Raw genomic sequence first — 11,198 nt, forward strand, 5'->3', positions numbered from 1 at the left:
GCCGGTGGAGGCGGGGCGGCGGTCCGTTCCGCCCGCAGGAAGGCGGAAGGGGGAAGGTTCGCTCAGGCGACCGAGATCTTGTCCAGGTTCGGGCCGCCGCCGGCCGTGGTCGAGGTCGCCCGGATCACGTTGGCACCCGCGTTGAGCGGGACGGTCACCGTGGCGGTGCTCCAGGTCGTCCAGGCTCCGGTGGCGGGGAAGGCCAGCTCGTCGGAGGCCAGGACGCCGTTGACCGTGATGTCCATCGGCCGGTTGGACGTGGTGCCGTTCGCGAAGCGCAGCACCACCGTGGCGTTGCCCGCCTGGGCGGCCGTCACCGCGAACTCGACGTAGCTGCCGACCAGGTTGTCATAGTTCACGAACCCGGTGCCGGTGAAGCCCGCGTGGTTGGACTCGACCACGCCCTGGGAGATCGTCGCGTTCTCCGCCTGGTACTCCGTGGGCGCGGGCCCGGCCACCTCGGTGTCGAGGTAGTCGAGGTTCGGGCCGCCGCCGGCCGTGGTGGAGGTGGCGCGTACGGCGTTCGCCCCCGCGTTGAACGGCGCGGTCACCGTCACAGACTGCCAGGTGGTCCAGTCCCCGGTCGGCGGGAACGGGAACTCGTCGGCGACCAGCACACCGTTGACCGTGATGTCCATCGGCCGGTTGGTCGTGGTGCCGTTGGCGTAGCGGAACGTCAGCGTGGTGCTGCCCGCCTGCGTCGCCGGCGCGCTCCACTCCACGTAGCTGCCGACCAGGTTGTCACCGTTGACGAAGCCGGTGCCGCTGAAGCCCGCGTGGTTGGACTCCACGACGCCCTGGGAGATCGTGGCGTCCTCCGCCTCCAGGAACTCGGTGCCGGGGTTGCCCGGCGTACAGTTGTCGGAAGAGCCGGTGGCGCTGACCCGCAGGGCCCCGCCGGCGGTGTTCTGGCTGTTCTGGACGCAATAGCCGGTGATCGTCTGGAAGACCATGTCATTCGGGCTGTTGCTGCCCCGCTCGGCCGTGAACCGGTCGAAGGTCACCGTGCTGCCCGTGTTGGCGATCACCGCGGGCCGGCAGTCGTTGGAGTTGAACTGGACCGAGCTGTCGACGAACTTGATGTCGTGCGCGTTGTGGATGTACCACCCGTACGCCGGCCGGGTGCCGATGCTGTTCGGGTTGTAGTTGGTCGCGTCGTTGCTCGGCACGCCGGTGCCCATGCAGCCGTTGCCGCCGGGGACGGTCAGGTCGACGTTGGTGAACGTGACGTTGCGGATCCGGTTGCTGGTGTTCGACTCGCCCCACAGGGTGGCGGTGAAGTTGTTGCCACTCTGGCCGGAGGAGGTGACGTTCTCGTAGGTGATGTTCTCGATGCGGCCGACGCCGGGGCTGCCGCCGCATCGTCTGCGGGTGCCGATCTTCTCGGTGATCGCCGCCCGTACGTTGGTCATCGTGATGTCCTTGTAGTGGACGTCGGAGATGACCGTGCCGTCCATCGACACCATGCCGAGCCCTGACTTGTTCGAGCCGTTGATGGAGATGCGCTCGAAGTGGTAGCCGGTGAAGTTGCCGCAGGTCTCCGAGCCGAACATCAGCGCGTTGCAGCACACGGCCGAGAGCTGGGCGTCGGTGACGGTGACGTTGCCGTTGGCGTAGGTCTGGCCGAGTGCCCAGTCGCTCTTGAAGACGAGGGCGTCGTCGTTGGCCGCGATGTTCGGGCGGCGGATCGTGACGTTCTGGGCGCTGATGACGTTCCAGCCGTCACGGTCGCTGGCGGTGTCGATCCGCAGGTCGTCCGAGGTGATGTTGTTGCAGGCGTTGGTGAGCATCGCGAAGTGGCCGCCGCGCCGCAGGCGGATGCCGCTGACCGTCAGCCCGTCGCACCGGGTGAGCGAGATGATCTTGTCCGCCTCGCCGGAGTTGGGGTTGCCGGTGATGAGGTTGCCGCCGCCGTCGATGGTGCCCGTCCCGACGAACCCGATGTTGGTGAGGCGGTCGCCATAGATCATCGCGTTGTGGAAGTGGCTGTGCCCGTAGTCCTGGTAGTTGTCGTTCGGGTTCGACTCCGGTGCGTCATAGTCGTCATTGGAGGCGCCCATGATGGTGGAGCCGGCGTCGAGCTGGAGGGTGACGTTGCTCTTCATGTGGATGGTGTTGGCGGACTTGTAGGTGCCCGACGGGAACTGTACGGTCCCGCCGCCGGCGCTGTTGGCCGCCGTAATGGCCGAGTTGATGGCGGAGGTGTCGTTCGTGGAGCCGTTGCCGGTGGCTCCGTAGTCCTTGACGTTGAACACCGCCAGCGCCCCCGCGGGCTGAGCGGGGATGACGATCGAGAACATCGCCAGAACGACGGCGGCAACCCATGCGGCTGCTCTTGGTAAGGCGGATTCGCTCATGGGGGTGTGTGCTCCTGCCTGACAGTCGGTTGCAGACCTGACGCTCAAGCTAGGCTCAAAGGTCGGATGTGACAAGGGATAGGATTTGGAAACATCCAGATCGAGGGGTTATCGGACATAAAACATCGGGTCTATAAGCGCCGAAATCACTGCAACCGGTTCCGGTGTTCTGGCGTTTGCCTCCCCCTACTACTCTGAGGCCCATGATTCGCCGCGCCACTGTTGACGACGTCCCCGCGATGCTCCAGCTCGTGCACGAACTGGCCACGTACGAGAAGGCCGCGCATGAGGTGCGGGCGACAGAGGAGCAGCTGCGCGAGGTGCTCTTCGGCGCTGAGCCCGCCGTGTTCGCGCATGTCGTCGAACACGACGGTGAGGTGGCCGGGTTCGCGGTGTGGTTCCTCAGCTTCTCGACCTGGCGGGGGACGCACGGGATCTATCTGGAGGATCTGTACGTCCGTCCCGGGATGCGCGGGGCCGGCTACGGCAAGGCACTGCTGGCCGAGCTGGCCCGGATCTGCGCCGAACGCGGCTACCACCGGCTCGAATGGTCGGTACTCGACTGGAACGAACCGGCCATCGGGTTCTACAGGAAGCTGGGCGCCGTACCGCTCGACGAGTGGACGATGTTCAGACTGACCGACGAACCGCTCAAGCAGCTGGCCGCGTACGCAGACGAACCGCGCTAGATCTCTCTGTCGCTGGGCTTCTCTCGAGGGCCGGCCTTCTCACGTGCGCCGGCCTTCTCACGTGCGCCGGCCTTTCTCTCGACATCGGACCGCAGGCCGCTTCGGTGAGAGGCGGCCTGCGGTCGGTTCGCTCCGTGTGTCCAGCGCGCGTTACGTGCCCGCGTGCGTCCGTTGGCGCACACCGCCGGACGAGCGGTCGAACATCTCCACCTTCGCTTCCTCGTCGATCTCCATGTGCGTCTCCTCGATGCGGAGCGCGACACCCAGGGCGAGGAACGTGGGCGCCCACTGGCCGACGAAGATCCCCCAGCGATCCGCCCGGGCGAGGCTGGCCTTCTCCAGGTTCCTCGACATCATCCAGGACGCGATGGACGCACCGATCGACGCGACCCCGGCCGCGTACATGTAACTGGACCGGATGCCCATTTTGTGGAGCATTTTGATCATGATTCCCCCTTTGTTCTGGTCCTGTTACCCAAGGTCAGGAGGGGTAATCACGCGCCTTCGGCGTCGGCCAGGCGTCACTCAGGTCTCGGTGAGACCAAGTCGCCGCGATCTGTCGGTGGCGGCTGCGATAGTGGGGTCGTGCTTCACTCCTCTCTCCTCCTGCCCTGCCATGTCCGCGAGCTACCCGGCGACGCCATCGAGCTGATGCCCATCGTGCTGCCCATGACCTTGACCAGCTCTCAGCGCCGCCAACTCGCCGAAATCCTCCTGGCCGGGCTCGACGAGCCCGACGCGTGTCCCGCCGTCCTCCCCACCCGCCGCGGCCACTTCGTCCACGTGGCCACATGATCTCCTCCCAGAGGCTTTCGTCTCTTCTCTTACGGCGCCCACCCGCCGCGGCCGCGTGATCTCCGTTCCAGACGCTTCTGACTTCCTTCTACGGCAGCGCCGAGCCGGCGCCACGCGCCGCGGCCACTTGATCCACGTGTCCAGGTGACCGCCGTCCCGATGCTTTTGTCTTTTTTGTACGGCACCGCCGGGCTGGCGCCACCCGCCGTACGGGATCGGTGGCCTCCAGGGAGACGCCCTCTGACCCGCACGGGGCCCGGCGCCGTTACGGCGCATCGCGGGCCGTGGCCTCCCAGAAAACACTCGCTGTCACGGATCGGACAGCGGCTGCCGGCCGCTGACCGCACACGTCAGCCCGAGGCCGGATCCGCCGCCAGAGCGGCACAGTGCGGGAGAGTGCGTTCGGCTCAGTCCGAGGTCGGATCCGTTACCAGAGCGGCATCGGTGTGGGAGAACGCGCTCGGCTCAGTCCGATCGGTCCGAGGCTGGATCCACCGCCAGAGCCGCAGCCGCACGGCGCAGGAATGCGCGTTCGGTCGCGTTGCCGCTGCGGGCGATGGCTGCCTCGTATGCCTGTGCCGCCTCCGCACCACGGCCCAGGCGGCGGAGCAGATCAGCGCGGATCGCGTGATAGAGGTAGAAGCCGTCCAGATCGAGGTCGTCGACCAGGGCGAGTGCCGACGACGGCCCGTTGGCCTCGGCCACCGCCACCGCCCGGTTCAACGCGACCACCGGGCTCGGGGCCACGGCGGCGAGCTGGTCGTACAACTGGAGGATCTGCCCCCAATCGGTGGCCTCAGCCGACGGCGCGTCGCTGTGCACCGCGTTGATCGCGGCCTGGATCTGGTACGGCCCGGGTCGGCCGCGTCGCAGGCAGGCTCGGACGATGGCCTGGCCTTCCGCGATCAGGGAGTGATCCCAGCGAGCCCGGTCCTGGTCGGCCAGGAGCACCAGGTCGCCGGCCGGGGTGGTCCGGGTGGCTCGCCGCGACTCGATCAGCAGCATCAGCGCGAGCAGTCCGAGGACCTCGGGCTCGTCGGGCATCAGCGCGGCCAGCAGGCGGCCGAGCCGGATCGCCTCGGCGGCGAGGTCCTCGCGGGTCAGCCGCTCGCCGGAGCTCGCGGTGTAGCCTTCGTTGAAGATCAGATACACCACGGCCAGCACGGATCGCAGCCGGGCCGGAAGGTCGGCGTCGGCGGGTACGCGATAGGGGATGCGGGCGTCGCGGATCTTGCCTTTGGCTCGGACCAGGCGCTGGGCCATGGTCGGCTCGGGGACCAGGAAGGCACGGGCGATCTCCGCGGTGGACAGGCCGCCCAGCAGCCGCAGGGTGAGGGCGACCTGGGCGGCGGTGGCCAGCGCGGGGTGGCAGCAGGTGAAGATCAGACGCAGCCGGTCGTCGCGCACGGGACCCTCCTCGGCCGGTTCATCGGGGCTGTGCAGCCGGGCGGCCTCGGCGTACCGCCGGTTGCGGCTCGCCTCGCGGCGCACCCGGTCGATGGCCCGGTTCCGGGCGGTGGTGATGATCCAGCCATCGGGGCTGGGCGGCAGGCCGGTGGACGGCCACCGCTTGACCGCCTCGGCGAAGGCCTCTTGGACCGCTTCCTCGGCGAGATCGATGTCACCGAAGACACGCACCAGGACTGCCACGGCCCGCCCATACTCCTCCCGGAACACACTCTCGATATCCGGCGTCATCGGGTCCCGCGTGGTCGAGTCCCGCGTGGTCGGGTCCGTCGGCGTCGGGTCGGGCGTGGTCTGGTCGGGCGGTGCCGGGCCCCGCGCGGTCAGTTCGGGTGGCGTCGGGTTCCGCATGGTCGGGTTCGGCGTCATCGGGTCGGGCAGTGTCCGGTCGGGTGGTGCCGGACCTGGCGTGGTCGGATCGGGCGGTGTCGGGTTCTGCATGATCGGGTCCGGCGGCGTTGGGCGGGGCAGGGTCCGGTCGGGTGTGGTCGGGTCCGGTCTCATCGGATTGGGCGGACCTCTACGGGCAGGGTGGTGGCCTGGGCCATTTTGCCGGCCCAGATGAGGGCCGCGTCCAGGTCCGGGGCCTCGACAACGGTGAAGCCGCCGACGTGTTCCTTGCCTTCGGTGAAGGGGCCATCGGTCATCAGTACGTCGCCGTTCTGGGCGCGGAGCACCGTGGCCGTGGTCGGTGGGTACAGGCCCACGCTGAAGACCCACGCACCGGCGGCCCGCAGCTCCTGGTTCAGTGCCTCGAGGTCGTCCATGATCTTGTTGAGGATCGGCGGGGCCGGTGGTGGCCCGTCCGGCTGGTACACACTGAGCAGGTACTCGGTCATCGGGTCTCCCTCTGGTAGGTGGCGATCACTACGCCGGTGGTGGTCGTTACGCTGTCCGTCAGTCGCAGTGGACGGGAGGCGCTGTCGTCGGCGAAGAGCCGGCTGCCGGTGCCCAGCACCAGCGGATGCGTCAGCAGGACGTACTCGTCGATCAGATCACGGCGCGCCAGCTGTCTGACCAGGTCCAGGCTGCCGATGACGCCCAGGGTCGGGCCTGGCTGCGCCCGCAGCCCGGCCACGGCCTCGACCGCGTCGCCGTCCAGCAGGGTCGAGTTGACCCACGGCAGCGGCTGGGACGACGTCCGCGATGCCACGTACTTGTGTGTCCGGTTGAGCACCTCGGTGAACGGGTTGCCGTCGTTCTGTTCGGGCCAGTAGCCGAACAAGTCCTCGTACGTGCGGCGGCCCAGCAGCAGGCTGCCCTCCTCGGCCATCCGCCGCCCCATGACCGCGCCCATGATGTGGTCGCTGTAGGGCAGGGCCCAACCGCCATGGCTGAAGCCGCCGCGCGGGTCCTCGTCCGGCCGGCCCGGCGCCTGCGCCACCCCGTCGAGCGTCACGTTGGTGGTCACGACAATCTTCATGGCGAACTTCTCCTGTCGGATTTTGGCGCTGTTCTCGGGCCGGCGTCTCACCCTTCACACGAATCGCGATGGCCCGGATCGACACGTGAGCGCAAAATTTCTCAGATGAAGTCGCCGACCTCTTCGGGGAAGGTCCAGCCGATGTTGTGCGGGCGCCCTACACCTACCACCTACTTGCGCCTAAAGCACAAGAGATATTGCACAATGACTCTTGTGTATTAAGGTGGGGTCATGTCCCAGATCACCGACTCCAGGGTGCTCGCAGCCATGGCGCACCCGGTGCGCCGGCGCCTGCTGGACCTGTTGAAGATCCACGGCCCCGGCACCGCGAGCGCACTGGCCCAGCGCACGGGCGAGGCGGTGGGCAATGTCAGCCACCACCTGCGCGCCCTGGCCGGCGCCGGGCTGATCGAGGAGGCGCCCGAGCTGGCCCGCGACCGGCGCGAGCGCTGGTGGCGGCGTACTTCGGAGAAGCTGTGCTGGTCCTCCACGGACTTCGCCGAGGACGCGGCGGGCGAGGCCATCGCCCGCGCCCTGGAGTCGCTCAATCTGGAACGACAGGTCGGCCACGTACGGCGCTGGGCCGACCAGCCCCAGTCCGAGCAGGAACGCTGGCAGCGTGGCCCGTTCTCCACCGAGACCTGGATCCAGGCGACCGACGACGAGTTGGCGCAGTTCGCCGCCGAGATCATCGCCGTCATGGACAAATGGGCCGAGCGCGATATCCCCGACGACGGCCAGGAACGCGCCACCGTCTTCACCTTCGCCCGTGGCGTCCCGGGGCGGCCATGACGGCCGAGACGCTTGCCAAGCCCAGGTTCGGCCTGCTCCGGCAGCGCGACTTCCGGCTGCTGTGGATCGGCGAGAGCGCCAGCAGCCTGGGCAGCGCGGTCACTGGAGTCGCGCTGCCCCTGGTCGCGGTGACCGTGCTGCACGCCTCCGCGTTCGCCGTCAGCGTGCTGGCGGCGGCCGTCTGGCTGCCGTGGCTGCTGGTCGGCCTGCCCGCGGGGGCCTGGGTCGATCGGCTCTCCCGGCGCAGGGTGATGCTCGCCGCCGACTGGGTGTCGATGGCGGCCTTCCTCAGCGTTCCGGCCGCGGCCCTGCTCGGCGTTCTGACCACCGGCCAGCTCGTCGCGGTCGCGCTGGCCGCGGGAACGGCGAAGGTGTTCTTCGCGACCGCCTATCGGGCGTACCTGCCGTCGCTGGTCGAGGACCGCGAGCTGCTGGAGGCCAACGCGAAGCTGCAGGGCAGCGAGCAGGTGGCCAATCTGGCCGGGCCTGGTGTGGCCGGGCTCCTCGCCCAGTTCGCCTCCGCGCTCGGCGGTCTGGTGGTGGACGCGGTGAGCTTCGCCGTCTCGGCGCTCTGCCTGATGCGCGTCAGGCACGTCGAGATCGTGCAGCCGCGGCCCCGGCGGCGGCTGCGCAGCGAGATCAGGGACGGGCTGCGCACGGTGATGGGCGACCCGTTGCTGCGCGGCAACATGTTCTACGGCTGCGTGGCCAACCTGGCGCTGACCGGCTACCAGTCGCTGCTCGTGGTCTTCCTGGTCGGCGACATCGGCCTGTCCGCGGGCACGACCGGTGCGCTGCTCGCGGCCACCAGCGCGGGCGGCGTCGCCGGCGCCTTCGCCGCCCGGCCGCTGGCGGCCCGGCTGGGCAGCGCGCGGGCCGTCCTGCTCGGCAAGGCCGGCCTGGCGCCGCTGGGCCTGCTGATCGCGTGCGCGGATCGCGGCGTCGGGTTGGTGCTGTTCGTGGCGGCCAGCATCACGATCATCGGGGGGATCGTCGCCGGGAATGTGATCTTCAGCGGGTTCACGCAGTCGTACGTGCCCGGCGAGCTGATGGGCAGGGTGAGCACCAGCATCCAGGTGGTCAACTTCGGCGCCATCCCGCTCGGCGCCCTGCTGGCGGGCACGCTGGCCGAGGCGTTATCCGTGCGCGCGGCCCTCTGGGTGATGCTGGGTGTCTTCGCGCTGAGCGGCCTCATCCTGCTGGCGAGCCCGCTGCGCCGCCTGCGCGATCTGCCCGCCGGCCGGATGCACGCGCGGACCGGCTCGGCGGTCGGCTCGGCTGTCTCGGACTGAGCGGCGGGCTCGGCTGCCGCGAACTGGGTGTCCCGCGCTGATCGGCGTCGCGGCGTCCGCGAGGGCCACCGGCCTGGCCGGGCGCGGCACGGCGCCGGTGAGGCGGATGCGGGCAGGCCAGTTCAAGCGCAGCTCAGGCCCCAGATCTCCGGCCCAGAACTGTCGGTGCCGGCGGGCATGATTGGACCATGAACGAGGAGCCCCCGATCACACACCTGGCCGACGAAACGGCCTACGCCGAAGCCGTGCAGCTTGCTGTCGACTCCGCCGCCGCCTACTACACCGACGGCACCTCCACCCGCGACGACGACACCTACGACCGGCTGGTCCGTGGCATCGAGGCATATGAGGCCGAGCATCCCGACCAAGTGCTGCCCAACTCGCCGACCGGGAAGGTGGCCGGCGGGGCGGTGGTCGGGGATGTGCCGCATACCGTGCCCATGCTGAGTCTGGACAACGTGTTCGGTGCCGAGCAGCTGGCTGAATGGGCCGCCGGGCTGGAGCGGAGGCTGGGGCGGGCGGTGGCCGCCTGGAGCGTGGAGCCCAAGCTCGACGGCCTGGCGATCTCGGCACGTTACCGGCACGGTCGCCTGACGCAGCTGGTGACCCGGGGAGACGGCGTCGCCGGCGAGGATGTCTCCCACGCCATCGGCACCATCGTCGGCCTGCCCGACCGGCTGGCCGAGGCGGTCACGGTGGAGCTGCGCGGTGAGGTGATGATGACCGCCTCGCAGTTCGAGGACGCCTGCGCCAAGCGGCAGGCGCACGACGGCACCACGTTCGCCAATCCGCGCAGCGCGGCGGCGGGCACGCTGCGGGCACAGGACCGGCCATACGCGTGCGAGCTGACGTTCTTCGGCTACGGCGCGCTGCCCCACCCCGACGACAGCTCCGAGCTGGCCCTGCGCCTGCGCGAGCTGCCGCACAGCGAGATCATGGAGTGGGTGGCCGGGCAGGGAGTGCAGACCACGGCGGCCACGCCGGTCGCGGGCATCACGACCGAGTCGCTGGAGCGGGTGCAGGAGCGCGTCGGGGAGATCGCCGCGGCCCGGCCGGAGCTGCCGTTCGGCATCGACGGCATCGTGATCAAGTGTGATCTGGCGGTCGACCAGGTGGCGGCCGGGTTCAGCTCACGGGCGCCGCGCTGGGCGATCGCCTACAAGCTGCCCGCCACCGAGAAGATCACCAAGCTGATCGGCGTGGAGTGGAACACCGGCCGCACCGGCATCATCGCCCCCCGGGCCGTGCTGGAGCCGGTGGAGCTCGACGGCAGCACCGTCACCTACGCCACCCTGCACAACGTCGCCGACATCACCCGCCGCGGCCTGATGCTCGGCGACAGCGTGACCGTCTACAAGGCGGGCGACGTCATCCCGCGCGTGGAGGCCCCGGTGGTGCACCTGCGCACGGGTGACGAGCGGCCGATCGAGATCCCGCAGGTCTGCCCGTCGTGCGGTGACGCCATCGACTCCTCGCAGGAGCGCTGGCGATGCGTGCGCGGGCGCCAGTGCCGGGCGATCGCCTCCATCGCGTACGCCGTCGGCCGTGACACCCTCGACATCGAGGGCCTCGCGGAAAACCGGATCCAGCAGATGCTCGACGCCGGGCTGATCGTCGACTTCGCCGACCTGTTCTTCCTGACCCGCGAGCAGTTGCTGGGCCTGGAGCGGATGGGTGAGACCAGCACCGACAACCTGCTGGCCGCCATCGAGCGGGCCAAGGGCCAACCGCTGAGCAGGGTCTTCTGCGCGCTGGGCGTGCGTGGCACCGGGCGGTCCATGTCCCGCCGCATCGCTCGTCACTTCGGCACGATGGACGCCATCCGCGCCGCCGGGGCCGACGGGGTGCAGGAGGTGGAGGGCGTCGGGCCGGAGAAGGCCGCGCTGCTGGTCGCCGAGCTGGCCGAGCTCACCGACCTGATCGACAAGCTGGTGGCCGCGGGGGTCAACATGACCGAGCCCGGGGCCGCCACGCGTCTGCCGGCGGGCGAGGAGCCGAATGGCGAGCCGAAGGAGGCACGGCCGCTGGACGGGATGTCGGTGGTGGTGACCGGTGCCATGAGCGGGACGCTGGCGGAGCTGACCCGCAACGAGGTCAACGAGCTGGTCGAGCGTGCCGGGGGCAAGTCGTCGTCGAGCGTCTCAGCCCGGACGTCACTCCTGGTAGCCGGGGAGAAGGCGGGGTCGAAGCGGGCCAAAGCCGAGCAGCTCGGGGTGCGGATCGTCACCCCTGAGGAGTTCGCCGAGCTGGTCGCCGCCTACACCAGTGAAAGCCTGGATTAACAGCAGGTTTCCTCAGTGACACATGTGTATTGCCCGTTACGCCAGTGAGTTACATGTAACGAACGCACAGCCACGGATCGTCAAAGTGCGTAACGCGCGATTCC

10 protein-coding genes are annotated in these 11,198 nt (G+C 69.3%); 5 read left to right on the forward strand and 5 right to left on the reverse strand.

From position 1 onward, the window contains the following. Positions 1-62 precede the first annotated feature (62 nt). Complete coding sequence (locus tag ACGFJ2_RS38540) at positions 63-2,357, reverse strand: glycosyl hydrolase family 28 protein (protein WP_393476979.1); 2,295 nt, start codon at positions 2,355-2,357, stop codon at positions 63-65. Between the two features lie 203 nt (positions 2,358-2,560). On the opposite strand from ACGFJ2_RS38540, the gene ACGFJ2_RS38545 reads away from it, so the two are divergent. Then, positions 2,561-3,046, forward strand: coding sequence for a GNAT family N-acetyltransferase (locus ACGFJ2_RS38545; RefSeq protein ID WP_393476982.1), 486 nt, complete (start codon positions 2,561-2,563; stop codon positions 3,044-3,046). A gap of 150 nt (positions 3,047-3,196) precedes the next feature. Here ACGFJ2_RS38545 and ACGFJ2_RS38550 read toward each other — a convergent pair whose 3' ends face one another. Then, the gene (locus tag ACGFJ2_RS38550) at positions 3,197-3,493 is read right to left on the reverse strand and encodes a hypothetical protein (protein WP_393476985.1); all 297 of its coding nucleotides are present in this window, start codon (positions 3,491-3,493) and stop codon (positions 3,197-3,199) included. A 138-nt stretch (positions 3,494-3,631) separates the two neighbouring features. Between ACGFJ2_RS38550 and ACGFJ2_RS38555 the strand changes: the two genes are divergently transcribed. Continuing rightward, positions 3,632-3,841 (forward strand): hypothetical protein, encoded by a 210-nt coding sequence (locus ACGFJ2_RS38555; RefSeq protein ID WP_357940479.1) that lies wholly within the window; start codon positions 3,632-3,634, stop codon positions 3,839-3,841. A 465-nt stretch (positions 3,842-4,306) separates the two neighbouring features. Here ACGFJ2_RS38555 and ACGFJ2_RS38560 read toward each other — a convergent pair whose 3' ends face one another. Genes ACGFJ2_RS38560 through ACGFJ2_RS38570 form a run of 3 tightly spaced genes read right to left on the reverse strand, consistent with a single transcriptional unit; the run spans position 4,307 to position 6,728 of the window. Beyond that, the gene (locus tag ACGFJ2_RS38560) at positions 4,307-5,809 is read right to left on the reverse strand and encodes a sigma-70 family RNA polymerase sigma factor (RefSeq protein ID WP_393476988.1); all 1,503 of its coding nucleotides are present in this window, start codon (positions 5,807-5,809) and stop codon (positions 4,307-4,309) included. Continuing rightward, entirely contained in the window at positions 5,806-6,144 is a 339-nt protein-coding gene (locus tag ACGFJ2_RS38565; RefSeq protein WP_357940526.1) for a YciI family protein, read from the reverse strand. Before ACGFJ2_RS38565 ends, ACGFJ2_RS38560 begins: the two co-directional genes overlap by 4 nt. Beyond that, positions 6,141-6,728, reverse strand: a complete 588-nt coding sequence (locus ACGFJ2_RS38570) for a dihydrofolate reductase family protein (RefSeq protein WP_358174937.1) — start codon at positions 6,726-6,728, stop codon at positions 6,141-6,143. The genes ACGFJ2_RS38565 and ACGFJ2_RS38570 overlap by 4 nt, the downstream gene beginning before the upstream one ends. 231 nt (positions 6,729-6,959) lie before the next feature. Between ACGFJ2_RS38570 and ACGFJ2_RS38575 the strand changes: the two genes are divergently transcribed. The 3 genes from ACGFJ2_RS38575 (at position 6,960) to ligA (ending at position 11,094) form a co-directional block, all read left to right on the forward strand. Beyond that, positions 6,960-7,520, forward strand: a complete 561-nt coding sequence (locus ACGFJ2_RS38575) for a helix-turn-helix domain-containing protein (protein WP_357940530.1) — start codon at positions 6,960-6,962, stop codon at positions 7,518-7,520. Continuing rightward, complete coding sequence (locus ACGFJ2_RS38580) at positions 7,517-8,812, forward strand: MFS transporter (protein ID WP_393476993.1); 1,296 nt, start codon at positions 7,517-7,519, stop codon at positions 8,810-8,812. Before ACGFJ2_RS38575 ends, ACGFJ2_RS38580 begins: the two co-directional genes overlap by 4 nt. A 188-nt stretch (positions 8,813-9,000) precedes the next feature. After that, the gene (gene ligA, locus ACGFJ2_RS38585; RefSeq protein WP_393476996.1) at positions 9,001-11,094 is read left to right on the forward strand and encodes an NAD-dependent DNA ligase LigA; all 2,094 of its coding nucleotides are present in this window, start codon (positions 9,001-9,003) and stop codon (positions 11,092-11,094) included. The last annotated feature ends 104 nt before the right edge of the window (positions 11,095-11,198 follow it).

The sequence above is a fragment of the Nonomuraea sp. NPDC049028 genome, from assembly GCF_043197735.1.
Classification (GTDB): Bacteria; Actinomycetota; Actinomycetes; order Streptosporangiales; family Streptosporangiaceae; genus Nonomuraea.

What these genes read in the sequence shown, in the direction of transcription:
- ACGFJ2_RS38540 (WP_393476979.1), bottom strand. Translation starts at nt 2,357, where the DNA reads ATGAGCGAATCCGCCTTACCAAGAGCAGCCGCATGGGTTGCCGCCGTC.
- ACGFJ2_RS38545 (WP_393476982.1), top strand. Translation starts at nt 2,561, where the DNA reads ATGATTCGCCGCGCCACTGTTGACGACGTCCCCGCGATGCTCCAGCTC.
- ACGFJ2_RS38550 (WP_393476985.1), bottom strand. Translation starts at nt 3,493, where the DNA reads ATGATCAAAATGCTCCACAAAATGGGCATCCGGTCCAGTTACATGTAC.
- ACGFJ2_RS38560 (WP_393476988.1), bottom strand. Translation starts at nt 5,809, where the DNA reads ATGAGACCGGACCCGACCACACCCGACCGGACCCTGCCCCGCCCAACG.
- ACGFJ2_RS38565 (WP_357940526.1), bottom strand. Translation starts at nt 6,144, where the DNA reads ATGACCGAGTACCTGCTCAGTGTGTACCAGCCGGACGGGCCACCACCG.
- ACGFJ2_RS38570 (WP_358174937.1), bottom strand. Translation starts at nt 6,728, where the DNA reads ATGAAGATTGTCGTGACCACCAACGTGACGCTCGACGGGGTGGCGCAG.
- ACGFJ2_RS38575 (WP_357940530.1), top strand. Translation starts at nt 6,960, where the DNA reads ATGTCCCAGATCACCGACTCCAGGGTGCTCGCAGCCATGGCGCACCCG.
- ACGFJ2_RS38580 (WP_393476993.1), top strand. Translation starts at nt 7,517, where the DNA reads ATGACGGCCGAGACGCTTGCCAAGCCCAGGTTCGGCCTGCTCCGGCAG.
- ligA (WP_393476996.1), top strand. Translation starts at nt 9,001, where the DNA reads ATGAACGAGGAGCCCCCGATCACACACCTGGCCGACGAAACGGCCTAC.